The sequence below is a fragment of the Plantimonas leprariae genome (assembly GCF_008802405.1).
GTDB classification, from domain to species: domain Bacteria; phylum Pseudomonadota; class Alphaproteobacteria; order Rhizobiales; family Rhizobiaceae; genus Plantimonas; species Plantimonas leprariae.
On record NZ_VZDO01000008.1, the window covers coordinates 26440 to 52170 of the forward strand.

The 25731-nt window shown below is 67.3% G+C and carries 24 protein-coding genes; 10 read left to right on the forward strand and 14 right to left on the reverse strand.

Going from position 1 to position 25731, the window contains the following annotated elements; genetic code table 11:
* The first annotated feature begins 9 nt into the window (after nt 1-9).
* A complete protein-coding gene (locus tag F6X38_RS10940; protein WP_150969846.1) occupies nt 10-579 on the forward strand; it encodes a GbsR/MarR family transcriptional regulator in 570 nt (189 codons plus the stop codon).
* Nucleotides 580-676: 97 nt separating this feature from the next.
* Here the strand turns inward: F6X38_RS10940 and F6X38_RS10945 are convergent, their stop codons facing one another.
* A complete protein-coding gene (locus F6X38_RS10945; RefSeq protein WP_150969848.1) occupies nt 677-1918 on the reverse strand; it encodes an MFS transporter in 1242 nt (413 codons plus the stop codon).
* A gap of 194 nt (nt 1919-2112) precedes the next feature.
* On the reverse strand, nt 2113-2502 hold the full coding sequence (locus tag F6X38_RS10950; RefSeq protein ID WP_150969849.1) for a response regulator: 390 nt from the start codon (nt 2500-2502) through the stop codon (nt 2113-2115).
* Between the two features lie 239 nt (nt 2503-2741).
* On the opposite strand from F6X38_RS10950, the gene F6X38_RS10955 reads away from it, so the two are divergent.
* Together F6X38_RS10955 and F6X38_RS10960 are read left to right on the forward strand one after the other, a co-directional pair.
* Nucleotides 2742-3752, forward strand: a complete 1011-nt coding sequence (locus F6X38_RS10955; RefSeq protein ID WP_150969851.1) for a zinc-binding alcohol dehydrogenase family protein — start codon at nt 2742-2744, stop codon at nt 3750-3752.
* Between the two features lie 147 nt (nt 3753-3899).
* Entirely contained in the window at nt 3900-4337 is a 438-nt protein-coding gene (locus F6X38_RS10960; protein WP_150969853.1) for a PilZ domain-containing protein, read from the forward strand.
* A 105-nt stretch (nt 4338-4442) separates the two neighbouring features.
* Here F6X38_RS10960 and F6X38_RS10965 read toward each other — a convergent pair whose 3' ends face one another.
* Complete coding sequence (locus tag F6X38_RS10965) at nt 4443-4871, reverse strand: organic hydroperoxide resistance protein (protein WP_150969855.1); 429 nt, start codon at nt 4869-4871, stop codon at nt 4443-4445.
* 267 nt (nt 4872-5138) lie between these two features.
* Here F6X38_RS10965 and F6X38_RS10970 point away from each other — a divergent pair, with 267 nt between their 5' ends.
* Nucleotides 5139-5603: a MarR family winged helix-turn-helix transcriptional regulator gene (locus tag F6X38_RS10970; protein ID WP_150969858.1), complete on the forward strand. Its 465-nt coding sequence runs from the start codon at nt 5139-5141 to the stop codon at nt 5601-5603.
* Nucleotides 5604-5684: 81 nt separating this feature from the next.
* Complete coding sequence (locus F6X38_RS10975; protein WP_150969860.1) at nt 5685-6554, forward strand: NAD(P)-dependent oxidoreductase; 870 nt, start codon at nt 5685-5687, stop codon at nt 6552-6554.
* Nucleotides 6555-6563: 9 nt separating this feature from the next.
* Here F6X38_RS10975 and F6X38_RS10980 read toward each other — a convergent pair whose 3' ends face one another.
* Together F6X38_RS10980 and F6X38_RS10985 are read right to left on the reverse strand one after the other, a co-directional pair.
* Nucleotides 6564-7427 (reverse strand): oxidoreductase, encoded by an 864-nt coding sequence (locus F6X38_RS10980; protein ID WP_150969862.1) that lies wholly within the window; start codon nt 7425-7427, stop codon nt 6564-6566.
* Nucleotides 7428-7518: 91 nt separating this feature from the next.
* Nucleotides 7519-9549, reverse strand: coding sequence for a diguanylate cyclase (locus tag F6X38_RS10985; RefSeq protein ID WP_150969865.1), 2031 nt, complete (start codon nt 9547-9549; stop codon nt 7519-7521).
* Between the two features lie 231 nt (nt 9550-9780).
* Here F6X38_RS10985 and ilvD point away from each other — a divergent pair, with 231 nt between their 5' ends.
* From ilvD to F6X38_RS11000, 3 genes are all read left to right on the forward strand, one after another.
* Nucleotides 9781-11631 (forward strand): dihydroxy-acid dehydratase, encoded by a 1851-nt coding sequence (gene ilvD, locus F6X38_RS10990; protein WP_150969867.1) that lies wholly within the window; start codon nt 9781-9783, stop codon nt 11629-11631.
* 46 nt (nt 11632-11677) lie between these two features.
* Nucleotides 11678-11863 (forward strand): hypothetical protein, encoded by a 186-nt coding sequence (locus F6X38_RS10995; RefSeq protein WP_150969869.1) that lies wholly within the window; start codon nt 11678-11680, stop codon nt 11861-11863.
* Nucleotides 11864-11970: 107 nt separating this feature from the next.
* Complete coding sequence (locus tag F6X38_RS11000; RefSeq protein WP_150969871.1) at nt 11971-12480, forward strand: DUF29 domain-containing protein; 510 nt, start codon at nt 11971-11973, stop codon at nt 12478-12480.
* Between the two features lie 64 nt (nt 12481-12544).
* Here F6X38_RS11000 and F6X38_RS11005 read toward each other — a convergent pair whose 3' ends face one another.
* The 4 genes from F6X38_RS11005 to tkt are packed head-to-tail and all read right to left on the reverse strand — an operon-like array spanning nt 12545 to nt 17975.
* The gene (locus F6X38_RS11005; protein ID WP_150969873.1) at nt 12545-13354 is read right to left on the reverse strand and encodes a Cof-type HAD-IIB family hydrolase; all 810 of its coding nucleotides are present in this window, start codon (nt 13352-13354) and stop codon (nt 12545-12547) included.
* Nucleotides 13339-14832, reverse strand: coding sequence for a glucose-6-phosphate dehydrogenase (gene zwf / locus F6X38_RS11010; RefSeq protein ID WP_150969874.1), 1494 nt, complete (start codon nt 14830-14832; stop codon nt 13339-13341). The genes F6X38_RS11005 and zwf overlap by 16 nt, the downstream gene beginning before the upstream one ends.
* Complete coding sequence (gnd, locus tag F6X38_RS11015) at nt 14832-15842, reverse strand: phosphogluconate dehydrogenase (NAD(+)-dependent, decarboxylating) (RefSeq protein ID WP_281353059.1); 1011 nt, start codon at nt 15840-15842, stop codon at nt 14832-14834. The genes zwf and gnd overlap by 1 nt, the downstream gene beginning before the upstream one ends.
* Before the next feature lie 24 nt (nt 15843-15866).
* Complete coding sequence (gene tkt, locus F6X38_RS11020) at nt 15867-17975, reverse strand: transketolase (RefSeq protein WP_150969876.1); 2109 nt, start codon at nt 17973-17975, stop codon at nt 15867-15869.
* Between the two features lie 213 nt (nt 17976-18188).
* Between tkt and F6X38_RS11025 the strand changes: the two genes are divergently transcribed.
* A complete protein-coding gene (locus F6X38_RS11025; RefSeq protein WP_150969877.1) occupies nt 18189-18929 on the forward strand; it encodes an SIMPL domain-containing protein in 741 nt (246 codons plus the stop codon).
* Between the two features lie 72 nt (nt 18930-19001).
* Here F6X38_RS11025 and F6X38_RS11030 read toward each other — a convergent pair whose 3' ends face one another.
* Nucleotides 19002-19376 carry a hypothetical protein gene (locus tag F6X38_RS11030; protein WP_150969878.1) on the reverse strand — a complete coding sequence of 125 codons (375 nt, stop codon included), beginning with the start codon at nt 19374-19376 and terminating at the stop codon, nt 19002-19004.
* 261 nt (nt 19377-19637) lie between these two features.
* On the opposite strand from F6X38_RS11030, the gene F6X38_RS11035 reads away from it, so the two are divergent.
* Complete coding sequence (locus F6X38_RS11035; protein WP_150969879.1) at nt 19638-20087, forward strand: DoxX family protein; 450 nt, start codon at nt 19638-19640, stop codon at nt 20085-20087.
* 15 nt (nt 20088-20102) lie between these two features.
* Here F6X38_RS11035 and F6X38_RS11040 read toward each other — a convergent pair whose 3' ends face one another.
* From F6X38_RS11040 to F6X38_RS11055, 4 genes are all read right to left on the reverse strand, one after another.
* Nucleotides 20103-20714 (reverse strand): LysE family translocator, encoded by a 612-nt coding sequence (locus F6X38_RS11040; RefSeq protein WP_150969880.1) that lies wholly within the window; start codon nt 20712-20714, stop codon nt 20103-20105.
* Nucleotides 20715-20758: 44 nt separating this feature from the next.
* Nucleotides 20759-22765, reverse strand: a complete 2007-nt coding sequence (rpoD, locus tag F6X38_RS11045; RefSeq protein WP_150969881.1) for an RNA polymerase sigma factor RpoD — start codon at nt 22763-22765, stop codon at nt 20759-20761.
* A gap of 351 nt (nt 22766-23116) precedes the next feature.
* On the reverse strand, nt 23117-25078 hold the full coding sequence (dnaG, locus tag F6X38_RS11050) for a DNA primase (RefSeq protein WP_150969882.1): 1962 nt from the start codon (nt 25076-25078) through the stop codon (nt 23117-23119).
* 103 nt (nt 25079-25181) lie between these two features.
* A complete protein-coding gene (locus tag F6X38_RS11055) occupies nt 25182-25634 on the reverse strand; it encodes a GatB/YqeY domain-containing protein (protein WP_150969883.1) in 453 nt (150 codons plus the stop codon).
* Between the last annotated feature and the right edge of the window lie 97 nt (nt 25635-25731).

A 25731-nucleotide genomic window follows, 5' to 3' on the forward strand; every position in this document is an offset into this window, starting at 1 on the left:
CGGAACGCGATGCAACTGCCGCCGCTCGTCCAGACCTTCGTGCTCCATTTCGGCGAGATGGGTTCGCGCTGGGGCATCAACCGTACCGTCGGGCAGATCTACGCGCTGCTCTTCGTCTCCGATCGGGCGCTGAACGCCGAGGAGATCGTCGAGAAGCTCGGCGTCTCCCGCTCCAACGTCTCGATGGGGCTGAAGGAGCTGCAGGCCTGGAACCTCGTCAAGCTCCAGCACCTGCCGGGCGACCGGCGCGACCATTTCGGCACGCCCGACGACATCTGGCAGATCGTCCGGACCCTCGTCGAGGAGCGCAAGAAACGCGAGGTCGACCCGACGCTGACCATGCTGCGCGAGATCCTGATGGAGGAGCCGCGCTCGCCGGAAGAGCGCCATGCGCAGGAACGCCTGCGCGAGATGCACGACCTCTTCGAGCTCTTCGCCGGCTGGTACGGCGACGTCCGCAAGCTCGACACCGGGCGCCTCGTCCAACTCCTCACCCTCGGCGCCAAGGTCCAGAAGATCCTCGAGATGAAGGACAAGCTGCGCATCCTGCCGGGATCGAGGGGCAAGAAGGAAGCGTAGGAGTGCCGGCCGGCGACGGGCGATCGCCGACTGCCGCGTCATCGAGGTCCTCGGCGACCACGGCCGCTGCCTGCACGAGCGGCACCAGGACAGGGCGTCAGTTGCTTCGATGCCGAGGCGCGGCGATGGCGCTTCGAAGTCGCGACAGGACCGTTCGCCCGTCGAGGAACAGGAGCAGGGCGAGCCCCGTCAGCCCCATCGCGACGGCGGTGCGGACCGAACCCGGATAGCCGGCGAGACGTGTGCCCACCGCGAAGACGCAGGCGAAGATGCCGGCGCTGAGGAAATAGTTCACCGAGATCAGCGAGCTGCCGAGGCCCGGACGCTCCCGGATGAGGTCCTGCAGATAGGTGATGGGCAGGCTGATCAGGGCGGCGGCGCCGACCGCGGCCGGCAGCGCCAGCGCGTAGACCTGCCAGCGCTGCGACGCGAAGCTGAGCATCGCCAGATAGGCGACGTAGATGGCGACGCCGGCGGTCAGCGCGGCGACGTTGCCGACCCGCGACTGGACCCGGGCCCAGACGAAGATCAGCCCGACTTCCAGAAACGCGATGATGCCGACGACGACGCCGATATCGGTCATCTTGCCGCCGGCCTGCCCCGTGAGGATCAGCGGCAGGGTCTGATCGTGGGCGTGGACCATGGAACAGATCATGGCGATCGCGAGGATGCGGAGAAGACGCGGCCGCGAAAGCGCCGCGCCGAACGGCAGGCGGTCGGCCAGCGCGACCGCCGCCGCAGAGCCTTCGCCACGCTCGCGCGGCATGAGGAAAAGCACCAGAAGCACGCACAGGAAGGCAGCCGCGCTGGCGAGGAGGTAGGCCGGCAGCATGCTGGCCTGCCCGGCGAGGGCGAAGGCCGTGAGACCGGGGACCAGCACCCAGGCCAGCGATATCATCGCACGCGCGGCTGAGTTCGCCGCCCCGGCATCGCTGCCCTCCATGCGGTTCGCGGCGCTTCGCACGTTGGCGAAGAGAAGCGCGTTCGTGGAGTTGTAGACCGGCAGGAGGATCAGCACGGCCAGCACGAAGCTCGCCTGCGAGGGAAGCCAGAACACCGTGCCGTAGCCGGTGACGCCGAACAGCGTCACGACGAGCATCAGCGAGCGGTAACGGCCGATCCGGTCGGCGAGCGCGCCGATCGTCACGCTGACACAGACGTTCACCGTCGCGGCGAGGAGCAGCAGAGTGGCGTAGTGCGTGTTGCCGAGGCCGAGTTCCCGGACGCCGATCACGGACTGGTAGGGCCCGGTCGCCGCGCCGGAGAAGCCGAAGCAGAAGATCGTCAGCATGCTGGCCCGGATCACCGGGTCGCGAACGGCAACGCTGAGCGAGGGCATGGCGAAGAGTCCGGGATGGAAGGCGGCCGGCCGCGCTCGATACGGAGCGACGCCGTGCCCGGAGGCAGGCCATATCGCCGTCCGTTCCGCAAGTCGCCGAGACCGGCAAAATGCGCTCGGGGCCGCATGCGGTGTCCGCTACGTGGCCGGCGACACCATCCGCCCAGTCGCCCGCTTCGGTCTATGCGCGACCGTCAGGCCTTGTCGCCGGGTTTGGGTTCGAGGAGGATGCGCACGACGTTGTCGGGGTCGGCGGGCTTGCGATAGACCGGCACGTCGTCGAGTTCGTTCGGCAGGAACCAGTCGTCGTAGCCGGTGACGAACACGACCCGCACGCCCTTGGCCTTCAAGGCCGCCGCCACCGGAAACGAGGTCTCGTCGCCCAGCCGGATGTCGAGCACCGCCGCATCCACCCGCGCCGCGGCGATGATCGCCATCGCCCCTTCCACGTCCGGCACCGGGCCCAGCGCCGTGCCGCCCGCCTGCCGTACCGCCTCCGCCATCTCGGTCGCCAGAAAGTACTCGTCCTCCACCACAAGCACGTTCTTGCCGACCAGCTCGCCCAAATCACCTGAGATCGTCATGTCGTCCGCACCGCTACGAGAAAACAAAGTTGCATCCGAACGCCGTGGCGGGAAGACCTTTACCGTCGAGGACTGCCAATAATGATTCGTCGCGCCTACGCAATTAAATCAATGGGTTGGCGAGCAGGCGGAAGCTTGGCTAACACGGCGTCCTTTTCGACGCTACGGGCAATCTTAGTTCGGACTTCCGCCTCCGATCCTGGCCGTCAGGATCCAAGGCCGGCGAAACAGGGGGTCCCATACGCGCCATCGGCTACAAGGTTCCGGGATCGATCGACCGGGAGGACGCGCTGGTCGACATCGACCTTCCCGATCCGTCCCCGGCCGGCCGCGATCTTCTGGTCGAGGTGAAGGCGGTCCCCGTCAACCCGGTGGACTACAAGCAGCGACGCGGCACCGGACCGACCGGCGACGGCTGGAAGGTGATCGGCTTCGACGCCTCCGGCATCGTTCGGAGCACCGGACCGGAGGTGATGCTGTTCCAGCCGGGGGACGAGGTGTTCTACGCCGGGTCGATCGCGCGGTCCGGCACTAACGCGGAACTCCATCTCGTGGACGAGCGGATCGTCGGCCGCAAACCCCGCTCGCTCGACTGGGCGGAGGCGGCCGCCCTGCCGCTCACCGCGATCACCGCCTGGGAAGCGCTGTTCGAACGTATGGAAGTGGGGCGTCCCGTTCCCGGCGCCGCCGGCGCGATCCTCATCGTCGGCGGAGCCGGCGGCGTCGGCTCGATCGCGATCCAGCTCGCCCGCAAGCTGACCGAACTCACCGTCATCGCCACCGCCTCGCGACCGGAAACGCAAGCCTGGGCGCGCGAACTCGGCGCCCACCACGTGATCGACCACTCGAAACCCCTGGCGGCCGAAGTAGCGGCGCTCGGGCTCGGCGCACCGGGCTTCGTGTTCTCCACGACGCAGACCAACGCGCACGCGGCCGAGATCGCCGAGCTGATCGCGCCGCAGGGCCGGTTCGGCCTGATCGACGGGCTGGCGGAGGCCGGGCTTTTCATGCGGAAATCCGTATCGATCCACTGGGAGCTGATGTTCACGCGGCCGCTGTTCGAGACCGCCGACATGGGCGACCAGCATCGGCTGCTGACGGAGGTGTCGCGCCTCATCGACGAAGGCGTGCTGCGCACTACGCTGACGGAGCGGCTGGCGCCGATCGACGCCGCCAACCTGAAGCGCGCCCACGTCGCCCTCGAAAGCGGCACGACGCGCGGCAAGATCGTGCTCGAAGGCTGGGGCTGAGCGCTTCCGGCAAAGCCGGCACGCCGCCCGCTGTCTGTCGTTCGAGTTGTTGAGGGGGCTCACATTCGTAGGGCTCCGTTAAGCCGCTCCAGGCGAATATCGGCGAGGCGCAATACGTCCGTCGGGTTGCCGGAAAGGTGTCGAGCCATGGAAAAGCGTCGCGCGCAGCGCAAGACGTGCAACGTCAACGGCCGCATCATCACTTTCGATGAGGCCGCGGTCTCGCACGAGTGCCGCATCCTCGACATCACCTGCTACGGGGCGCTGATCAAGGTCGAGCGCGACATCTCGATCCCCCGGCAATTCGAGCTGATGGTCGGCGACTCCCCCCTCACCTATCCGAGCCGGCTGGCGCGCGTGACGAGCCGTGGCATCGGCGTCGAATTCCTCGACCCGTTGCGCGAGGAGATCGCGGCGGCGCTCTTGGAAACGCTGTTCCGGGACGAGCTGCTACTCGAAAAGGCCTACGGCGTCGCCGCGCGCAAATCGCCGGTTCGCCAGCGCGTCGACGGCGCGGTCGAAACGCTGCTGGACACGGTGATCCAGCGCGGCGAGCGAACGACGACGCTTCGCAAGCTTTCCTGACGCCTCGCCGCGACGAGACCAGCCGCATCGGTCCGGATCCCGAACGTGATCGCCCGCGATGCGGTGAAGCATCGCGGGCGTTCTGCGGTTTCGGTCTCGAACGCGTCAGACGAGGGTCAGGCCGACGTCGACATTCCCGCGCGTCGCGTTGGAATACGGGCAGACCTCGTGCGCGGCGGCGATCAGGCGCTCGCCCGCTTCGCGCTCGACGCCCGGCAGCGCGATCGTCAGATCGGCCGTGATGCCGTAGCCGCCCTCCGAACGCGGGCCGAAGCCGACCTCGGCCGAAACGGTGGTCTCCGCCGGCACCTTGACGCCGACCTTGCCGGAGATGGCGCGCATCGCGCCGAGGAAGCAGGCAGAGTAGCCGGCGGCGAACAGCTTCTCCGGGTTGGCGCCTGGGCCGCCCGGGCCGCCCATCTCCTTCGGCACGACCAGCTTGACGTCGACGGAGCCGTCGTCGGACTTCGTCGAGCCGTCGCGGCCGCCGCCCGAAGCGGTGGCGGTCGTCTTGTAGATCACGTCCACGGACATGGCAGTCCTGCCTTTCGTTGAGAACCTTGGAAAAACGAGGTCGGGTCTTGACCCGTCCAATCGGCCGGCGCCCCTGCCGAGACGATGGAAGCGGAAAACAAACCGGCAAAGCCCCCGCACCGACCCGAAACCACACCTTCCCAAACCCTTCTCGCAATTACTGTTATCGCGATAATTATCTGATAGCAGCCTTACTTTCGGCTGTCCATCAAAAAGTTATCGCGATATGAGTTTTTGTGGTAGCGAAAGGCGATCGGAAGGTACGCCATGCCATCGAAAGCCGCTCCGCTCGCCCTCGACGATCAGATCTGCTTCGCCCTCTATGGCGCGTCGATGGCGGTTGGCCGCACCTACAAGCCGCTGCTCGACCGGCTGGGCATTACCTATCCACAATATCTCGTCCTGTCGGCGCTGTGGGAACGCGATGCATCCAGCGTCGGCGCGATCGCGGACCGCCTGATGCTGGAGTCCTCGACCGTCACGCCGCTGCTGAAGCGTCTCGCGGAAGCCGGGCTTGTCCGCCGCGAGCGCAACCCGGCGAACGAGCGGCAGGTGATCGTGCGTCTTACGGCGGATGGTCATGCGATGCGCGAGCGGACCCGCTGCCTCGGCGAGCGCCTGCTCGGCGCGTCCGGCATGACGGTGGACGACCTGAAGCGCATCAATCGGGATGTCCGGGTCCTGCGCGACGCCCTCGCCGCAGGCGGGGCGAGCGATCGGTCCGAACGTTAAGTTCGCGCCCGCGCCTCGCTTCTCGCGCCCCGCATGGTAAGGGAGCGCGATCCAGGCAGGCAGGGATGAGGAGCTTCGGGCATGGCTAGGACGGCGTTCATCGGTCTCGGCGTCATGGGTTATCCGATGGCCGGTCACCTGGCGTCGGCCGGCGGCGGCGACATCGCCGTCTTCAATCGCACCGTGTCGAAGGCCGAGGCTTGGGCGAAGGAACACGGCGGCCGGGCGGCGGCGACGCCTCGCGAAGCCGCGGAAGGCGCGGAGTTCGTGTTCTGCTGCGTCGGCAACGACGACGACGTCCGCTCCGTCCTCCTCGGCGAAGACGGCGCGCTTGCCGGTATGCGGAGCGGGGCGACGCTGGTGGATCACACCACCGCCTCCGCCGAACTCGCCCGCGAACTGGAGGCCGCCGCGAAGGCGAAGGGCGTCCGCTTCCTCGATGCCCCGGTTTCCGGCGGTCAGGCCGGCGCGCAGAACGGCATCCTGACGATCATGGTCGGCGGCGAGGAGGATGCTTTCCAGGCCGCACAGCCGGTGATGGCGGCCTACGGCCGGACGATCTCCCGCATGGGGCCGGCGGGAGCCGGGCAGCTCGCGAAGATGATGAACCAGATCTGCATCGCCGGCCTCGTCCAGGGTCTCGCGGAAGCGATCCATTTCGGCAAGCGCGCCGGCCTCGACACGAAGACCGTCGTCGGCGCGATCTCGAAGGGCGCCGCCGGTTCGTGGCAGATGGAGAACCGGCACGAGAGCATGGATGCCGGCCGCTACGACTTCGGCTTCGCCGTCGAGTGGATGCGCAAGGATCTCGGCATCTGCCTGGCGGAAGCGCGCGCCAACGGTGCGAAGCTGCCGGTCACCGCCCTCGTCGACCAGTTCTACGCCGAGGTCGAGGCGATGGGCGGGCGGCGTTGGGACACGTCTTCCCTGCTCGCCCGCCTCGAGAAATAGCCGGACGCCTCAGTCGTCCGGATAGTCGGCGCCGAGGCTGGCTTCGCGGAGCGACTCGATCTCGGCGAGCCGCTCCTTCAGCTTCTTCGTCACGCCCTCGTAGGCCATCCCGCCGAGCACGAGGTGCCGCGGCGCCTTGTCCTTGCCGGTGATCGCGATGATCGCCTCGCCGGCGCGCACCGGGTCGCCCGGCTGCTTGCCGCTGTTGTCGGAGGTCAGCTTCAAGCGGGCGCCCGCCGTCTCGGCATATTCCGCGATCCGATTCGGCGTCTGCTTCAGCGAACGGCCGGCCCAGTCCGTCCGGAACGGTCCGGGCTCGACGCAGGTCACCTTGATGCCGATCGGCAGGCATTCGGCGGCGAGCGAATCCGACCAGCCTTCCACGGCGTGTTTCGTGGCGGCATAATAGCCGGAGCCGGGGAAACCGGCGAAGCCCGCCAGCGAGGTGACGCTGATCACGTGGCCGGAGCGCTGCCGGCGCATCACCGGCAGCACGGCACGCGTCAGCGCGAAGAGGCCGAAGACGTTCGCATCGAACTGTGCGCGGATCTCCGCTTCTTCACCTTCCTCGATCGAGGACTGGTAGCCGTAGCCGGCGTTGTTGACGAGCACGTCGATCCGCCCGAAGCGCTGTTCCACCCCCTCGACTGCGCGGTCGATCTGCCCGGCATCCGTCACGTCGAGCGAAAGCGGCAGAACGCGCTCTCCGCCCGCCTCGACCAGTTCGTCGAGCCGCGACAGCTCGCCTCGCGCCGTCACGACGGCGCGCCAGCCGCGATCGAGCACGAGCCGCGCGAGTTCCTTGCCAAAACCGGTCGAGCATCCGGTGATGAACCAGACGGGAGTATCCTGCGATGCCACGAGAGCCCTCATGAAGTTCGTCGCCGCTCGTCGCGGCGGACCGAGCGGAGAGCTAGGCGGCAGACGACCGCCGACGAGAGGGGCATCGTCCCGGCTTGATGAACTACGAAGCTTTCGTCATTTCGCCGACGCCGATTTCCGTCCGGTCCCGGCCGCCCGCCTTCGCGGCGTAAAGGGCGCGATCGGCGCGGCGCACCAGCTCGCGCGGGCTCGCCGGACCCTTTCCGCCGGCCAGCGCCGCGATGCCGACGCTGATCGTCACGACGCCGTGCTCGCTGGACGCATGCTCGATCGCGCGGTTGCGCACCGCGTGGCGCAGTGCCTCCGCCGCCTCGATGGCGACCGAGAGCGGGCTTTCCGGCAGCACGACGGCGAACTCCTCGCCGCCGTAGCGCGCCACCGAGATGCCCGGACGCTGCAGGATGCGGCGGAACTCCGCCGCGACCTGCCGCAGGCAATCGTCGCCGGCCGTGTGGCCGTAGCGGTCGTTGAAGGTCTTGAAGCGATCGACGTCGATCATCAGCAGGCTGAGATCGCTGTTCTGTGCGGCGGCGAACGCGAAGGCTCCGTCGAGCGCCGCGTCGAAGGCGCGCCGGTTCAGGAGGCCGGTCAGCGCATCGGTGGATGCGAGGGCGGCGAGCCGCCGGTTCGCCTCCGCGAGGCTCTCCTCGATCTTGCGCCGCTCGCTGATGTCGCGGATGGCGAAAACGATGTTGCCGCCCTCGGCCGGGCGCCCGCTGCTCTCGATCCAGATGTAGTGCCCGTCGGCGTGGCGATAGCGGAACTGCACGGCTTTCACCGTCTCGCCGGCGCGCAGCCTTCGCATCATCTCGCCGAGCCTTCCGTGCTCGTCGGGATGGATGAGTTCCTCCGGGCGGCCGTTCATCAGCTCTTCCGGCGTGCGGCCCAGCATCTCGACGCTGGCGGGCGAAGCGAAGATGCGTCGTCCATCGCCGTCGAGGCAGGTGACGAGGTCGGCGGTGTTTTCCGCGAGGAGCCGATACCGCGCCTCGCTGGCGGCGACGGCGCGTTCCGCCTCGCGGCCCGCCGCGAGGCGCTGCGCCATGTGGTTCAGTGTGGTCGCGAGATTGCGCAGTTCCGGCGCCTGCCAGGCGGTAAGATCGACCCGCGCGCCGAAGTCGCCGGAGCCGATGCGGGCCGCGGCGCCCGTCAGCTTGGCGATCGGCCGAAGCTGCAGCACGTTGCCGAGCCACCACGCCATCGCGAGCGCCAGCGTCACCGCCGCCGCGCCGAGACCGATCCACAGAAGCGCGTGGTTTCGGACCGGCGCGAGCAGGACGGCCTTCGACTCGCCGACGGCCAGCATCAGCCCGGCCGTTTCCGCGCCGTCGATCGGCACGAAGCCGAAGATGCGGAGCGGGCCGTCGAAATCGGCGCTTTCCGTCACGCCGCCCGCGGCTGCACTGCGCATGGCCGCGATCAGTGGATGGTCTTCGAACACCGCGCCCAACGCGAAGGCCGCCTTCGGATAGTGCGTCAGCACCCGTCCCGTCGTCGGCTGCACGATCGCGATGCTGCGACGGCCGCCGAGCGATGTGGTGGCTGCCATTTCGGCCAGGTATTCGAGGTCGAGCGAGGCGAAGACCATGCCGTTCTTCATGCCGAACGCGTCCCGCATGGGGGCCGCGACGACGACCGTCGGCTTGCCGGTGACCTTGCCGATCATGAAGTTGCCGACCACGAAGTTCGGCGCGCCGTCCGAGAGGATGCGCTGGATCAGCGTGGGATCCGTGAAGGCCTGCGGCTTCCGCAGGACGTTATGGCAGGTGATCACGCCGGCCGCGTCGGTGACGCCGATCGACATGAACTGCCGGTTCACATCCTTGATCTTGGCGAGCAGCTTCTCGCAGGCGGGGCCGCCCTCGATCGAAACGGCGCTAGACCGGCGAAGCGTATCCAGCACCGCACGCGACGCGGCGAAGACCTGCGCCTGACGCCCGGCGGCGAACGCCGCCGCCTGCATGACGTCGCTGCGGGCACGCTCCATCGTGTTCCCGAACTCGGAAACGACGGACGCTCCGATGAAGCCGGCCAGCGGCAGCATCGAAGCGGCGATGAACGTCATCAGCCGGCCGCGCATGGTGACGCGTCCGGTCAGGCTCTGCATCGTCATCGGACCCCACAGTCGACGACCCCCTTACGCAACGATAGCCACCATCCGTTAAGGTCCCGTATCGAAGCCGGCTAAACGCCGCGCAGCATGCGGCGAGCCGCTGAGAGCGTCCGCGACTTTCCGCCTGGAAGCGATCCCGGTTCACGCGCAAGGTATTGTTCGGAATGGGGTTGGTTTCCCCGTCGCGCGGGTGTAGGCGAGTGACGGAATCGTCAACGATCGGACGAAAAGATGCCAGCCTATCGCTCCCGCACGACCACGCACGGGCGCAACATGGCCGGAGCCCGCGGGCTCTGGCGCGCCACGGGCATGAAGGATTCGGACTTCGGCAAGCCGATCATCGCCGTGGTGAACTCGTTCACCCAGTTCGTGCCGGGCCACGTCCATCTGAAGGACCTCGGCCAGCTCGTCGCGCGCGAGATCGAGCAGGCCGGCGGCGTCGCCAAGGAGTTCAACACGATCGCCGTCGACGACGGCATCGCGATGGGCCATGACGGCATGCTCTATTCCCTGCCCTCCCGCGAGCTCATCGCCGACTCGGTCGAGTACATGGTCAACGCGCACTGCGCCGACGCCATGGTCTGCATCTCGAACTGCGACAAAATCACCCCCGGCATGCTGATGGCGGCGATGCGGCTCAACATCCCGGCCGTGTTCGTGTCGGGCGGCCCGATGGAGGCCGGCAAGGTCGTCTGGGCGGACAAGACCGAGAAGAAGCTCGACCTCGTCGACGCCATGGTCGCCGCCGCCGACGACCGCATCTCCGACGAGGATGTCCAGACCATCGAGCGCTCGGCCTGCCCGACCTGCGGCTCGTGCTCCGGCATGTTCACCGCCAACTCGATGAACTGCCTGACCGAGGCGCTCGGCCTGTCGCTGCCCGGCAACGGCTCGACGCTCGCCACCCACGCCGACCGCAAGCGGTTGTTCGTCGAGGCGGGCCATCTCGTGGTCGACCTCGCGCGACGGTACTACGAGCAGGACGACGAAAGCGTGCTGCCGCGTTCGATCGCGAGCTTCGCCGCCTTCGAGAACGCGATGACGCTCGACATCGCGATGGGCGGCTCGACCAATACGGTGCTGCATCTCCTGGCCGCCGCGCAGGAAGCCGGCGTCGATTTCACCATGTCCGACATCGACCGCCTGTCGCGCCGCGTGCCTGTGCTGTGCAAGGTCGCGCCGGCCGTCGCCAACGTCCACATGGAGGACGTGCACCATGCCGGCGGCATCATGGGCATCCTCGGCGAACTCGACCGCGGCGGCCTGATCGACACCGACGCCGGCTGCGTCCACGCCGAGTCCATGGGTCAGGCGCTGGAGCGCTGGGACGTGAAGCGCACCGACAGCCGCACCGTCCACGACTTCTACCGCGCCGCGCCGGGCGGCGTCCCGACGCAGGTCGCCTTCAGCCAGGAACGGCGCTTCGACAGCGTCGACACCGATCGCGAGAAGGGTGTCATCCGCACGGTCGAGCATGCCTATTCGAAGGATGGCGGTCTCGCCGTGCTCTACGGCAACCTCGCCGAGGACGGCTGCATCGTGAAGACGGCGGGCGTCGACGAGTCGATCCTGACGTTCTCCGGTCCCGCCCGCATCTTTGAAAGCCAGGACGATTCGGTGAAGGCCATTCTCGGCGGCAAGATCGTGCCCGGCGACATCGTGCTGATCCGCTACGAGGGTCCACGCGGCGGTCCCGGCATGCAGGAGATGCTCTACCCGACGAGCTACCTGAAATCGAAAGGCCTTGGAAAGGCCTGCGCGCTGATCACCGACGGCCGCTTCTCCGGCGGCTCGTCCGGCCTGTCGATCGGCCACGTCTCGCCGGAAGCGGCGGAAGGCGGCACGATCGGCCTCGTCGAGGACGGCGACCGGATCGAGATCGACATCCCGAACCGCTCGATCCGCCTCGCGGTGGACGACGCGGAGATCGCCCGCCGGCGCGAGGCGATGCAGGGGAAGGGCAAGGACGGCTGGAAGCCGGCCGAGCCCCGCAAGCGCAAGGTCACCGCGGCGCTGCGCGCCTACGCGGCGATGACGACGAGCGCCTCGAAGGGCGCGGTGCGCGTCGTCCCGGAGGAATAGAACCTCCGCTGGATCAGGGCGTTGTCTTCGAAAAGGAGACGACGCCATGACCGATAAACGCGACGCCGAAAAGCGCGATGCGGACCATCCGACCGCCGGCACCAATTCGCGGCCCTTGAACGATACGATCGCCCAGACGGGCGGCGGCGTGCCGGACGACACGTCCGAAGCGGTCGAGGTCGAGCCGGAAGAGCAGAAGCGCATGGAAGACAACCTCCTCCGCCCGCGCTAACCCTCGATCGGCGCCGCGTTTCCTTGCGTGGATGCGCGGCGCACTTGCGTCCGGTGGGAGGCGCCTCCATCATTCAAGAACATCGACCGTCCCGCAAAGGACAAGCCATGAGCCGCGTCGCCGAATTTTCCAAGGAAGCGCTTTACGACAGTGATTTCTATGCGTGGACGCAGCAACAGGCGGAATTGCTGCGAAAGCTGCGGACGACCGGCACGCAATTTCCCGAGAACATCGACCTCGATCACGTTGCGGAGGAAATCGAGGATATGGGCAAATCGCAGCTCGATTCGGTGGAAAGCCAGATCGAGAACATCTTCGTCCATGTCCTGAAATCTGTATCGGTGCCGGACGCGGCCCCGGCGCGTAAATGGCATTCGGAAGCCGACAGGTTCTCGACCGATCTCCTTCGCCGCTTCACGAATGCCATGCGCCAACGGCTTGATCTGGATCGCACATGGCGTCTCGCCGTGCGACGCGCACGCGTCGATCTCAACGCATACGAAGATCGCTTGATCGATCACTTGCCTCGGCAATGCCCATTCGATCTGAGGGAACTCGTGGATGAGGACTTCGACTTCGCGGCCCTCGTCGCCAAGCTTCGGCTCATCACCGGGTGAAAGTTCGATAGGTTCGAGGAACGGACAAATCCCGGCTTCGATCCAGCATTCACTGCGACCGGAACTATTTCCCAAGAAACTCAAGAAACGCCGCCACGCCATTGTCCTCGTTGGATTTGGTGATTTGGTCCGCTTCTGCCTTCACCTCGTCTGGCGCCTGTCCCATCGCCACTGATACCCCAGCGACGCGGAACATCGGCAGGTCGTTCGGCATATCGCCGAGGACCGCGACGGCTTCGAGCGGCACGCCGAAGGCCTTTGCGAGTTCGCGGACGCCGTGGCCCTTGTCCGTGTGGGGCGCGGTGGCGTCGAGATAGTAGTGCTGCGAGCGCGCGATCGTCGCGCGTTCGCCGACACTCGCCTTCAGTTCATCCTCCGCCTTCGTCAGAAGGTCGGAATCGTCCGAGATGCCTTGAACTTTGTCGGCCCGGCTCATCCATCGCTCGAAGTCCGGGGTGACAACCGGATCCTGCCGAGCGGCAACGATCTCCTGATCGACGTGCGGCATCTCCCGCGTGCGCGTCATCCAGCGACCGTCCGCGAACACCCAGACCGGAATGCCCAGTCGGTCGTGGATCGCAACGATCCCGCGCGCGGCATCCTCGTCGATGTGATGCGCCTCGACGACTTCGCCGCCCGGCCGGAAGATCGTCGCGCCGTTGAAGGCGCCGGCCGGCCCGTCCAAGCCGAGTTCCGCGATCAGGGGGCCGAGCCCGCTCGGTGGCCGCGCGCTGATAATGGTAAAGCCGATGCCGGCCGCTCGGACGCGGCGAACCGCTTCCACCGTCTCCGGCGCGAGCGACTTGTCGTTTTTGACCAGCGTTCCGTCGATGTCGGAGACGACGAGCCGGATACCGCTCAGTTCGATGGCCATTCGCCGCTGCCGATCCGGTGCCAGAAGCGTCCGTCGTTGCCGATCAGCCGTTCCGCGCCGATCGGGCCGGCGCTGCCGGCCTCGTAGGTTTCCACCCGGCCGCCCTTCGACCAGGCGTCGATGAACGGCTGCACGGCGGCCCAGCCACTCTCGATCATGTCGGCGCGCTGGAATAGCGTCTGGTCGCCGATCAGCATGTCGTAGAGCAGCGTCTCGTAGCCCGTGGAGCGGCCGACCTTAAACTCCTCGGCATAGGTGAAGTCGAGGTTCACCGGCACGATCGAGATGCGCGGTCCCGGCTTCTTCGCCGACAAGCTGAGGCCGACGCCCTCGTCCGGCTGGATCTGAATGACCATCGTGTTCGGCGGCAGGCGCTGCGCGTCGGTGCTCTGGAACATCGCGTAGGGTGCCGGCTTGAAGGCGATGACGATTTCCGTATCGCGGGCCGTCAGACGCTTGCCGGTGCGCAGGTAGAACGGCACGCCGGCCCAGCGCCAGTTGTCGACGAACAGCTTCAGCGCGACATAGGTCTCGGTCGAGCCGTCCGGGTCGACGTTCGGCTCGTCGGCGTAGGCGGCGACGCCCTGCCCGTCCACCTCGCCCTCGGCATAACGTCCGCGCGCCGAGAAAGAGGCGATCTCGCCAGGCTTCACCGGCCGGATCGCCTCGATGACCTTGGATTTCTCCGTCCGTACCGCCTCGGCGCCGAACGAGTTCGGCGGCTCCATGCCGACCGCCGCGAGAAGCTGGAACAGGTGGTTCGGCACCATGTCGCGCATTGCGCCGGTCGCGTCGTAGTATTTGCCGCGCTTCTCGACCCCGACCGTTTCGGCCGCAGTGATCTGGATGTGGTCGATGTAGCGGTGGTTCCACACGGCTTCGAGCAGGTTGTTGGCGAAGCGGGTGGTCATGATGTTCTGGACCGTTTCCTTGCCGAGGAAATGGTCGATCCGGTAGACTTGGCGCTCGTCCATCACCTCCAGGAGTTTCGCGTTCAGCGCCTGCGCCGACTGGAGATCGTGGCCGAACGGCTTCTCGATGCAGACCCGCCGGAACGCGGTCTCCGTCTCGTCCAGAAGACCCGTCGCGCCGAGTTTTTCGGCGATCGTGCCGAAGAAGGTCGGCGCGACCGCGAGGTAGAAGCCGGCATTGGCGAAGCCGATCTCGCCGAGCTTCGCCTTCACCGCCTCATAGGTCGATCCTTCCGTAAAGTCGCCCTTCAGGTAAAAGATGCGGCTCTGCAGCCGGTCCCACACATCGCCGCAATCCGTGCAGAACTCCGCCAGGAGATGCCGGAGCGAGGCGTCGTCGCCCTCCTCGAACGAGACGCCGAGGATCGCGAACTTCTCGGCCTTGATCAGGTCGTCCCGCACGAGGTTGGCGAGCGCCGGCACGAGCAGCCGGCGCGTGAGATCTCCGGTCGCACCGAAGATAACGATCGTCGCCGCCGGCGCCGACCCGTCCGGTGCGGCGCTCATTACTGCGGAATCTCGACGTGCCCGCCGAAGCCGAAGCGCATCGCGGACAGGAGCTTGTCGGCGTAGGAGTTCTCCTCGCGCGAGCGGTAGCGCGCGTAGAGCGCGGCGGACAGGACGTAGACCGGCACCGCCTCCTCCATCGCCGCGTGGATCGTCCAGCGGCCCTCGCCGGAATCGGCGACCTTGCCGGAGAACTTCGACAGGTCGTGGTCGCCCGCCAGAGCCTCGGCGGTGAGATCGAGCAGCCAGGACGAAATCACCGAGCCGCGCCGCCACACCTCGGCGATATCGGTGAGGTTGAGCTCGTAGCGCTCGTCATCCGGCAGCAGCGGCGAGTTCTTCGTCTTCAGCACGTCGAACCCTTCGGCGTAGGCCTGCATCAGGCCGTATTCGATGCCGTTATGCACCATCTTGACGAAGTGGCCCGAGCCCGCTGCGCCGGCGTGGATGTAGCCGCGCTCGGCGCGGTCGTCCTCGGCATGGCGCGCGCGGGTCCGCTCGATGGTGCCGAGGCCGGGCGCGAGGCAGTCGAAGATCGGGTCGAGGTTGCGCACCGTCTCCGTCTCGCCGCCGATCATCATGCAGTAGCCGCGCTCCAGACCCCAGACGCCGCCGGACGTGCCGACGTCGACATACTGGATCTGCTTCTCGCCGAGTTCCTTCGCGCGGCGGATGTCGTCCTTGTAGAAGGTGTTGCCGCCGTCGATGATGACGTCGCCGGGCTGCGCGAAGGCCGCGATCTGCTGCACCATCGCCTCGGTCGGGTCGCCCGCCGGCAGCATGATCCAGAAGACGCGGGGAGAGGCCAGCGCCCCGGCCATGTCCTCCGGCGAGGACGCGCCTGTCATCCCCTCCTTTGCGAGGGATTCCACCGCCTCCGGTTTGCGGTCCCAGACGACGCATTGATGTCCGCCGCGCGTCAGGCGGCGCGCGATGTTGGCGCCCATGCGCCCGAGCCCGATGATACCGATCTGCATGAAGCGGGTGTCCCTAAGCGGCGATGCCGAGATTGATGGGCAGGCGAGGCGCGGCCGTCATTCCTTGCCGTTGCTCTTCCGCAAGGCGATCTGCTCCTTCGCGAGCTTCACCACGTTGTCGGCCGTGAAGCCGAACTTCTGCTGCAGCTTCGCGATCGGCGCGGAAGCGCCGAAGGTCTTCATCACGATCTGCGCACCCTTCGCGCCCGTGTAGCGGTCCCAGCCGAGCGTGCCGCCCTGCTCGACCGCGACGCGCGCCATCACGTCCGGCGGCAGCACGTGGTCGCGGTAGCTCTGGTCCTGCCGCTCGAAGAGATGCCAGGACGGCATGGAAACGACGCGCGCCTTTACGCCCTCGCCTTTCAGCTTCTCGAAGGCCTCGATGCACAGCGATACTTCCGAGCCCGTGCCGATCAGGATCACCTCCGGCGTCTCGTCCTCGGAGCCGGCGAGCACGTAGGCGCCCTTCTCCAGCCCGCCGGCGGGCGCGTACTTGGCGCGGTCGAGCGTCGGCAGCGGCTGGCGCGAGAGGATCAGCGCGGAAGGCTCGTGCGTCTGGCGCATCGCGACCTTCCAGGCTTCCGCCGTCTCGTTCGCGTCGCACGGCCGGATGGTGTTGAGGCCGGGGATCGCGCGAAGGCTTGCCAGATGCTCGATCGGCTGATGGGTCGGCCCGTCCTCGCCGACGCCGATGGAATCGTGTGTGAACACGAAGACGACCGGAACCTCCATGATCGCCGCCAGCCGCACCGGCGCACGCATGTAGTCGGAGAAGACGAGGAACGTCGCCGTGTAGGACCGCAGGTACGACAGCGCCATGCCGTTGGCGATGGAGCCCATCGCATGCTCGCGGATGCCGAAATGGAGGTTCCGCCCGCCATAGCTGTCGCGCTCGAACGATCCGGCACCCTCCCACGTCATCAACGTCTTCGTGGACGGCGCGAGGTCGGCCGAACCGCCGACGAGATACGGCACCTTCGCGCCGATGGCGTTCATCACCTTGCCGCCGGCATCGCGCGAGGCGACGCCCTTCGCGTCGGCCTCGAAGCTCGGCAGGTCCGAGTCCCAGCCGTCCGGCAGCTTGCCCTGCCGCATCTGCTCGACCTCGTGGGCGAGGTCGGGATGCGCCTTCGTGTAGTCGGCGTAGGTCTTCTCCCACTTCTCGCGCAGGTCGCTGCCCCGGCTCGAAATCGCCTCCCGGAACCGGTCGGCAACGCCGTCAGGGATGTAGAAGTCCTTGTTCTCGTCCCAGCCATAGGCGCGCTTCGCCATCTTCACGTCGTCGGCGTCGAAGGCCTCGCCGTGCGCCTTCGCCGTGCCTTGCTGCTTCTGGAGGCCGAAGCCGATGATGCTGTCGATCACGATCAGCGTCGGGCGGTCGTCGGTGCGCTTGAACTCCTCGATCGCGTTGCGGATGAGGCTCGTGTCGTTGAAGTTCGGCACGTGCAGCGTGTTCCAGCCGTAGCCGCGGAACCGGTCGATGACGTTCTCCGAGAAGGCGAGATCGGTGTAGCCTTCGATCGAAACGCGGTTGTTGTCGTAGACCCAGCAAAGGTTCGACAGCTTCAGGTGCCCAGCCATCGAGGCTGCCTCGGCCGAGACGCCTTCCATCAGGTCGCCGTCGCCGCAGAACGCGTAGACGTCGTGATCGAAGATCGTCATGCCCGGCTTGTTGTAGCGAGCGGCAAGATAGCGCTCGGCGATCGCCATGCCGACCGAGTTGGCGCAGCCTTGGCCGAGCGGCCCGGTCGTCGTCTCGACGCCGGTGGTCATCCGGTATTCGGGATGGCCCGGCGTCTTCGAGTCGAGCTGGCGGAACTGCTTGATGTCGTCGAGCGAGACGGCGGCCTTGCCGGTGGGCTTCCCGTCCGCGTCGATCTCCTTGATCCCCGCGAGGTGGATCAAGGAATAGAGCAACATCGAGCCGTGGCCGACCGAAAGTACGAAACGGTCGCGGTTCGGCCAGTCCGGCTTGTCGGGATCGTAGCGCAGGAACTGCGTCCAGAGCGTGTAGCCCGCCGGTGCCAGCCCGAGCGGCGCCCCGACATGGCCGGAATGCGCTTTCAGCACCGCATCGAGGGTGAGCGTGCGGATCGTGTCGATGGCAAGCTGTTCGGTCTTGCCGTCGGTCGCGTCGTCGGAAACGTCTTTGCGAAGTGCGCTCATCCGCCGAGCCCTTCTCCTCGTGATCGTGGTTCGTCGCCGCCTCACATAGGGGCGGCCCGCCGGGCGGCGATGGCCTCCCGGCATCCGGCCGCAAAATCCCCGAACGAGTCCGTGGTTCCCCACACGGTGCCGGCGAGGCGCCGCCGCTGGATCATTGCGGGTTCCGCCGCAATCGGATGGGAGAAGCGGGCGGTCCAACCGGAGAATCAGTTCATGGTCTTTCGTTCCGCCGCCTTCGCCGTGGCGCTCGTCGTTCTCCCGGCCGCGGCTCTCGCGCAATCGGCCCCACCATCCCCACCGCCGCCGCCGCGCGAGATCGTCGTCTCCGGCAGCGGCGAGGCGAGTGCCGCGCCGGACCTCGCCACCGCTTCCTTCCAGGTGGTGCGCAATGCCAAGACGGCCCGCGAAGCGCTGACCGAGAACAACAAGGCGATGACGGCGGTGATCGCCGGGCTGAAGGAACTCGGGATCGAAGGCCGCGACCTGCAGACCTCCGGGTTCGGCATCTCGCCGCAATACCGCTACGACAATGACAACGACGGTCGGCAGGACCCGCCGGAGCTCGTCGGCTACGAGGCGCGCAACGGCGTTTCCGTGCGCATCCGCGACATGGGCAAGATCGGCGAGATCCTCGACCGGGCGATCAGCCTCGGCGTCAACTCGGGCGGCGACATCGGCTTCACGATCGACGATCTCGCCAAGCTGCGCATCGAGGCGAAGCGGAAGGCGGTGCAGGACGCCACCGAGACGGCGACGGCCCTCGCGGAAGCGGCCGGCGTCAAGCTCGGCCGCGTGATCCGGCTGGAAGCGTCGGAAGGCTTCTCCCCGCCCCCCGTGCCGATGCCGATGGCCCGAAAGGCGATGGCGATGGATGCTGCCCCCGTCGTGCCGGTCGAAGGCGGCGAAAGCAGCGTTCAGGCGAACGTCACGATGGTCTTCGCGATCGAGCCCTGATCCGGTTCGCAGACGTGAAAGGAGCGGTCCCGGTCTCCCGGAACCGCTCCGAACTATTGAAGCGCTTGGCGATCAGCGGCGGACGCCGAGCACCGGGCAGCCGCGGTCGTTGGCGAAGCGCACGGTCGCGATGCGGCCGCGACGGAAGCCGTCGACGATCACGAAGCGACGGCCCTCGCCGACGACGCGCGGGCGGTTGAGGCCGATGTCGTAGGCCTTGCGAAGCGCGAGACGCGGGCTGCAGAACCCGCCGCGATCGCCGAAGTAGCGATCCCGGCGGAAGTCGTCGCGCCGATCGTAGTCGCGATACTGTACCGGTTCCACCACGCGCACGCCGCCGTCGTCGATCAGGATGCTCGTCGCCGAAGCCGGGACCGCGCTCGCACCGACGAAGCCGGCACCGACCGCGAGCGCGACCAGCGCACCGCGCGCGAAAGAAGTGAACATGCGTGCCTCCGTGATGGGAGCCTGGCCTGGGGGATCGGCCGCTCGAATAGGCGACATATCGCGGGCGGCGGCTGAATAGAGACGGAAGCCAGCGTTCATCCGGCGTTCAGCCGACGCTGCACCGCGCTCCCGCCCAAACCGCGCGACGCCCAAACCGCGCGACATCGAACCGCGAAGCGCTCTTCGAGGTCGCAAGTTCGTCTTACGCAGCGGAACACCGAATGCTATCCAGCATCTTCCACCGAAGCTCCGGAGGCCGCCATGCCCTCGCCCCTCGCCCGCCTCGTCGACGCGCCCTGGTTCGGCGTCCTCGCCCGAATCGTCCTGACCTTCGCCTTCTGGGGCAGCGGCCTGTCGAAGCTCATCGACTTCCGGGGCGGCGTCGCGGAGATGGCCATGTACGGCCTCCAGCCGGCCGTCGCCTTCAACATCGCCTGCATCGTCACCCTGATCGGCGGCTCGCTGCTGGTGATCCTGAACCGCTGGACCTGGCTCGGCTGCGGCGCTCTCGCCGTCTTCACCGCGCTCACCATCCCGATCGTCCATCACTTCTGGACGATGACCGACCCGCAGGAAGCGATGGTGCATTTCTTCTTCGTCGCCGAGCACGTCTCGGTCATCGGCGGTCTGATGGTGATGGCGATCCTCTCGCGCCGTACGCGCCCCGCCACGGCATCCGCCGCGCCGACGGGCTTCGTGCCGGCCGAGTGATGGCGACGCTCGAAGCTACCGATCGGTAAAGGCGAGCTTCGCCCCCAGCGCGACGAAGGCGGTGGCGAAGGTCCGCCGCATCCATGTCATGACGCGCGGGCTGCCGACGATGCGGTCGCGAACGGCTGCGGCGCAGAGACCGTAGATCGAGAAGATGACGAAGGTCGCAAGCATGAAGATGCCGGAAAGCTCCAGCATCCGCGCCAGCGCATTCGTCTCCGCCGCCGGCACGAACTGCGGCAGGAAGGCCACGAAGAAGATCGACAGCTTCGGGTTCAGGAGGTTGAGAAGGACGCCGTCCAGCAGCACGCGGCGCGCGCTGCGCGCATCCTGCCTCGCTTCGATCCGCAGCGTTCCGCTCTGGCGCAGGGTCTGCCACGCCATGAACAGCAGATACGCGACACCGGCATACTTGACGGTCTCGAATGTCAGGGCGCTGGCGTGGAGAAGCGCCGCAAGGCCGGTCAGCGCCGCCACGAGATGCGGCACGATACCGAGGGTACAGGCGAAAGCCGCCAACACACTTGCGCCACCCCCGCGCGACAGGCCCGCGGCCAGCGTGTAGACCACGCCCGTTCCGGGCGAGGCCACGATGATCAGCGTCGTCAGCAGGAATTCGATCGACATCGCCGGCGCCCCGTTTCCGGGCGCCGACGTTAGGCTTCAGCCCGTCAACTGTCGAGGAAGCTGCGCAGCTTGCGCGAGCGGCTCGGATGCTTGAGTTTCCTCAGCGCCTTCGCCTCGATCTGGCGGATGCGCTCGCGCGTCACCGAGAACTGCTGCCCGACCTCTTCCAGCGTATGGTCGGTGTTCATGCCGATGCCGAAGCGCATGCGCAACACCCGCTCCTCACGCGGCGTCAGCGACGCGAGCACCCGGGTCGTCGTCTCGCGCAGGTTCGCCTGGATCGCCGCGTCGATCGGCAGGATGGCGTTCTTGTCCTCGATGAAGTCGCCGAGATGCGAATCCTCCTCGTCGCCGACCGGCGTCTCGAGGCTGATCGGCTCCTTGGCGATCTTCAGGACCTTGCGCACCTTTTCCAGCGGCATGGCCAGCTTCTCGGCCAGCTCCTCCGGGGTCGGCTCGCGGCCGATCTCGTGCAGCATCTGGCGCGAGGTGCGGACGATCTTGTTGATCGTCTCGATCATGTGCACCGGAATGCGGATCGTGCGCGCCTGATCGGCGATCGAGCGGGTGATCGCCTGCCGGATCCACCAAGTCGCGTAGGTCGAGAACTTGTAGCCGCGGCGGTACTCGAACTTGTCCACCGCCTTCATCAGGCCGATGTTGCCTTCCTGGATGAGGTCGAGGAACTGCAGGCCGCGGTTCGTGTACTTCTTGGCGATGGAGATCACGAGGCGCAGGTTCGCCTCGACCATCTCCTTCTTCGCCTGCCGGGCCTCGCGCTCGCCCTTCTGCACCATGTGGACGATGCGGCGGAACTCGGTGATTTCCAGCCCCGTCTCCGAGGCGAGGTTCTGGATCTCGCCGCGAAGCCCGCGGATATTGTCCTTCTCGACGGACGCGAACTTCGCCCAGCCTTTGCCCGAAAGGTTCGCGATCGAACGCGTCCAGTTCGGGTCGAGCTCCGAGCCCTGGTAGCTCTTCAAGAACTCCTCGCGCTTCACGCCGTGGCTTTCGGCCAGCCGCAGGAGGCGGCCCTCGTTGGACACGAGCCGCTTGTTGATGTCGTAGAGCTGCGCCACCAGCGAATCAATGCGGTTCTGGTTGAGGAGCAGGCTCTTCACCGCGGTGACGAGCTCTTCCTTCAGCTTCTTGTAGGACCGCTCCTGCGAGGAGGACAGCGCGCCGGTCGCGGCGAGCCGTGCCTCGACCTGCTGGTCCTGCAGCTTGCGCAGGCGCTTGTACGAGTCGGCGATGAGGTCGAAGGTCGCGAGCACCTGCGGCCGGATCTCGGCTTCCATCGCCGCCAGCGACAGCGAGTTCTCGAGATCGTCCTCGTCATCCTCTTCCTCGCCCGGCAACCGGGCACCCGGAAGGCCTTCTTCGCCAGCGACGTCCTGATTGTTGCTGTTCGCCGCGCCTTCGGCCCCGTCGACCGGCCCAGCGACCTGCGGCTGCCGCGCCTCCGGCCCGGCATAGGTGGCTTCGAGGTCGATGACCTCGCGCAGCATGATGTTGCCTTCGACCAGTTCGTCGCGCCAGATGATGATGGCCTGGAAGGTAAGCGGGCTCTCGCAGAGGCCCGCGATCATCGTCTCGCGGCCGGCCTCGATGCGCTTGGCGATGGCGATCTCGCCCTCGCGCGACAGGAGCTCGACCGAGCCCATCTCGCGCAGATACATGCGCACCGGATCGTCGGTGCGGTCGCCGGCCTCGCGCTTCGGCGTGGTCGCGACGGCCGTCGGGCCGGCCTCGACGAGGTCGGTCGACTGTTCCTCGGCCTCCTTGTCCTCGGCTTCCTCCTCCTCGCCCTCCTCGACGACGTTGATGCCCATGTCGTTCAACATGGCCATCGTGTCCTCGATCTGCTCGGAGGTCACTTCCTCGGCATTCAGCACCGAGTTGAGCTTGTCCATGGTCACGAAGCCGCGCTTCTTGGCGGCCTTGATCATCTTCTTGACGGCGTCGTCGGAAAGGTCCAGCAATGGGCTGTCCGTGGTTTCCGGACGTTCTTCGACCGCCGTTTCGCTTTCCTTGGCCGCCTTCGTCGCCATCTGCGTTCCCGTCTTCCATGCGCACGCCGCGGCGCCCCGGAGGGCCGCCACGCGGCGACTTTCGCCTCTCAAATTAAAAGCGGACCGTTAACGTTCGACTAACCATAATCGGCTTTTCGAACCGTCGATCCTCGGGTAACGTCCTAACAAGGAACAGCACCCGGATATTTCAAGTTCAGGTCGTCCCCATCGTGGTTCCCGCCGCGTCCCATCTTCCCTCAGACGCGCCGGAGGGGGAAAAAGTTTCGCCGGCTAAGCACGCCGACCGATTCGCCGAGGCGGGTGGATACACCTTAAGAACTTGAAGTGCCAGCGGTTTGAAGCGATGGATGGCGGTTCCCGCCCGTCGCCTCAATAGGCCTTCATCGCACGGCCCGACAGCACTCCGAACCCGTCGATGAGCGCTTCCGTGCCGTGAAGCGTCTCGATCTCGCGTTTGATCTCCACGATTTGCAGATAGGCGCTTTCGGTCGCCTCGCGTCCGAGCGCCTCTTCCGCGCTACGCAATTCCCTATTTAGGGACCGGGCCTTGTGGTGCAAGTGCAGCGCCTGCCGCACCGCTTCGCGCGCATCCTCCGGCGCCGCGTCTTCCATGAACGGCCAGAGCCGCAGCCGCCGGAGCGTCGCCGCGGCGACCTCCAGCACCGGTCGCAGCCCCGCTGCGTCGAGGCCCGCGAGCATCTCCTCACGCCCGTCCGGCTGCCGCTCGGCGCAGATGTCGAGCGCGGCGGAGCGCAGCCGCGAGAGGTCGCCGTCGGGCAGTTCCAGCGCGGCGAAGTCGTCGAGCCCGTCGCGAAGCAGCAGCGGGTGGTTGATGTAGCCGAGCACGATCGCGACCTCGCGCGGCGAGACGGCGGCCTCGGCCTTGCGCATCAGGTTCGAGCGGGCGAGCCGGTCGGACACCACCTGCCGCCGCGGCGCGCTCCCGCCCCTCGCATCGCCGCCGCCGAAGCGGCCGCGCCCGTCGCCGCCGGCGGGCCGGCGACGTTCGCCGTCGCGATACCCGCCTCGCCCCATCTCGCGCGGCGCTGGACCGAAGAAGCCGCGCAGCCGCTCCTCCAGGTCGCGAAAGTAATGCCGCCGCACGTCCTCGTCGCCGATCTGCCGAGCGAGGCCGCGAACCTTCTGTTCCAGTTCCGCCCGCCGTTCCGGCGTGTCGAACAGACCGCTCGCGGTTTCCCGCGTCCACAACAGGTCGGCCAGCGGCCTTGCCCCGGCCAGCACCTCGCGGAAGGCATCGGGACCGCTTTCGCGCACGAGGTCGTCCGGATCCTTGCCGCCGGGCAAGAGCGCGAAGCGGAGCGACCGGCCGGGCTTCAGCAGCGGCAGCGCCACGTCGGCCGCGCGGTGCGCCGCCTTCAGCCCGGCCGCGTCGCCGTCGAAGCAGAGGATCGGCTCGGCCGTGGTGCGCCAGGCGAGTTCGAGTTGCCGGTCGGTCAGCGCGGTGCCGAGCGGAGCGACGGCGTTCGCGAAGCCCGCCTGATAGAGCGCGATCACGTCGACATAGCCTTCGACGAGGATCAGCGTGCCGGCTTCCTTCACGGCGCGGCGCGCCCGTGCGAGGTTGAAGAGGTTCGAGCCCTTGTTGAAGACCTCGGTTTCCGGCGAGTTCAGGTATTTCGCCTGCGCGTCCGCCGACATCGCCCGCCCACCGAAGGCGATCGGGCGCTCGCGCGCGTCCTCGATCGGGAACATGATGCGGTCGCGGAACCGGTCGTAGGGAACGGCGATCGTCTCCCCGGTGACCACCAGCCCCGCCTTCTCGATCTCCGCCTTGCCGATGCCCTTACCGCCCAGGAACTCCTTCAGGCGCGAGCGCGAGTCGGGCGCGTAACCGAGCCCGAAGGTCTTCTGCGTCGCGGCCGACAACCCCCGGTCGCGCAGGTAGGCGCGCGCCTTCGCGCCGTCCGCCTCGTGCAGCGACTGCACGAAGAAGCCGGCCGCCAGCTTCAGCGCGTCGAGGATCGAGCCGCGCGCCTCGTCGCGCTTCGCCGCTTCCGGATCGCGCGCCGGCATCGGCAGGCCCGCCTCGCCCGCCAGCCGCTCCACCGCTTCCGGGAAGGACATGCCCTCGCATTCGGTGAGAAAGCGGAAATGGTCGCCCGAGACGCCGCAGCCGAAGCAATGATAGCGGCCCTTCGCGTCCTCGCAGTGGAACGATGGCGACTTCTCGCCGTGGAACGGGCAGCAGGCCCAATAGTCGCCGCGCGCCGGCTGCGACTTGCGGCGATCCCAGGTCACGCGCCGGCCGATCACGTCGGAGATCGGCACGCGGCTCCTGATGTCGTCGAGGAAGGTCGGGGAGAAGCGCATCGATCCTGACGGCGGCGAAAGGCCGGATCGCCAGCCTTAGCATCGGTATGGTGGAGAATTCGATGCGAAAGCCGCCGTTCCCCCGTTGTTCACATCGAAACCGTCAGCCGCTCAGCGCCGCCTTCACCACGCCGTTCGCGCGGCCGAAGTCCATGCGGCCGGCGTACTTCGCCTTCAGCACGCCCATGACCTTGCCCATGTCGCTCATCGCCTTCGCGCCCGTCTCAGCGACGGCATCGCGCACGGCGGCTTCCATCTCGGCAGCATCCATCTGTTGCGGCAGGAACGCCTGGATCACGGCGATCTCCTCGCACTCGCCGTCCGCCAGTTCGGCGCGGCCGTTGTCGGCGTAGATCTTCGCCGATTCCTCGCGCTGCTTGATCATCTTGGCGAGGAGGCCGCGCAGTTCATCGTCGTTCGCGGGCTCCTTGCCGGCGGTGCGGTTGGCGATGTCGCGGTCCTTGATCGCGGCGGCGACGAGGCGCAGCGTCGAGAGCCGCCGTTTGTCCTGGCTCTTCGTCGCCTGCTTCAGGGCCTCGGTGATCTCGTCGCGCATCGCTCGTCTCCTCTGCTTGCCGCGAGGTAGCCATGCGCCGCCGGCTGAGCAAGGCTCTTGCCTATTCCACGCCGCGCGGCGATATGCGGGCGAATAC

Excerpts from the sequence above, each read along its gene's own strand:
- F6X38_RS10940 (WP_150969846.1), top strand. The coding sequence starts at position 10 with ATGCAACTGCCGCCGCTCGTCCAGACCTTCGTGCTCCATTTCGGCGAG.
- F6X38_RS10945 (WP_150969848.1), bottom strand. The coding sequence starts at position 1,918 with ATGCCCTCGCTCAGCGTTGCCGTTCGCGACCCGGTGATCCGGGCCAGC.
- F6X38_RS10950 (WP_150969849.1), bottom strand. The coding sequence starts at position 2,502 with ATGACGATCTCAGGTGATTTGGGCGAGCTGGTCGGCAAGAACGTGCTT.
- F6X38_RS10960 (WP_150969853.1), top strand. The coding sequence starts at position 3,900 with ATGGAAAAGCGTCGCGCGCAGCGCAAGACGTGCAACGTCAACGGCCGC.
- F6X38_RS10965 (WP_150969855.1), bottom strand. The coding sequence starts at position 4,871 with ATGTCCGTGGACGTGATCTACAAGACGACCGCCACCGCTTCGGGCGGC.
- F6X38_RS10970 (WP_150969858.1), top strand. The coding sequence starts at position 5,139 with ATGCCATCGAAAGCCGCTCCGCTCGCCCTCGACGATCAGATCTGCTTC.
- F6X38_RS10975 (WP_150969860.1), top strand. The coding sequence starts at position 5,685 with ATGGCTAGGACGGCGTTCATCGGTCTCGGCGTCATGGGTTATCCGATG.
- F6X38_RS10980 (WP_150969862.1), bottom strand. The coding sequence starts at position 7,427 with ATGAGGGCTCTCGTGGCATCGCAGGATACTCCCGTCTGGTTCATCACC.
- F6X38_RS10985 (WP_150969865.1), bottom strand. The coding sequence starts at position 9,549 with ATGACGATGCAGAGCCTGACCGGACGCGTCACCATGCGCGGCCGGCTG.
- ilvD (WP_150969867.1), top strand. The coding sequence starts at position 9,781 with ATGCCAGCCTATCGCTCCCGCACGACCACGCACGGGCGCAACATGGCC.
- F6X38_RS10995 (WP_150969869.1), top strand. The coding sequence starts at position 11,678 with ATGACCGATAAACGCGACGCCGAAAAGCGCGATGCGGACCATCCGACC.
- F6X38_RS11000 (WP_150969871.1), top strand. The coding sequence starts at position 11,971 with ATGAGCCGCGTCGCCGAATTTTCCAAGGAAGCGCTTTACGACAGTGAT.
- F6X38_RS11005 (WP_150969873.1), bottom strand. The coding sequence starts at position 13,354 with ATGGCCATCGAACTGAGCGGTATCCGGCTCGTCGTCTCCGACATCGAC.
- zwf (WP_150969874.1), bottom strand. The coding sequence starts at position 14,832 with ATGAGCGCCGCACCGGACGGGTCGGCGCCGGCGGCGACGATCGTTATC.
- tkt (WP_150969876.1), bottom strand. The coding sequence starts at position 17,975 with ATGAGCGCACTTCGCAAAGACGTTTCCGACGACGCGACCGACGGCAAG.
- F6X38_RS11025 (WP_150969877.1), top strand. The coding sequence starts at position 18,189 with ATGGTCTTTCGTTCCGCCGCCTTCGCCGTGGCGCTCGTCGTTCTCCCG.
- F6X38_RS11030 (WP_150969878.1), bottom strand. The coding sequence starts at position 19,376 with ATGTTCACTTCTTTCGCGCGCGGTGCGCTGGTCGCGCTCGCGGTCGGT.
- F6X38_RS11035 (WP_150969879.1), top strand. The coding sequence starts at position 19,638 with ATGCCCTCGCCCCTCGCCCGCCTCGTCGACGCGCCCTGGTTCGGCGTC.
- F6X38_RS11040 (WP_150969880.1), bottom strand. The coding sequence starts at position 20,714 with ATGTCGATCGAATTCCTGCTGACGACGCTGATCATCGTGGCCTCGCCC.
- rpoD (WP_150969881.1), bottom strand. The coding sequence starts at position 22,765 with ATGGCGACGAAGGCGGCCAAGGAAAGCGAAACGGCGGTCGAAGAACGT.
- dnaG (WP_150969882.1), bottom strand. The coding sequence starts at position 25,078 with ATGCGCTTCTCCCCGACCTTCCTCGACGACATCAGGAGCCGCGTGCCG.
- F6X38_RS11055 (WP_150969883.1), bottom strand. The coding sequence starts at position 25,634 with ATGCGCGACGAGATCACCGAGGCCCTGAAGCAGGCGACGAAGAGCCAG.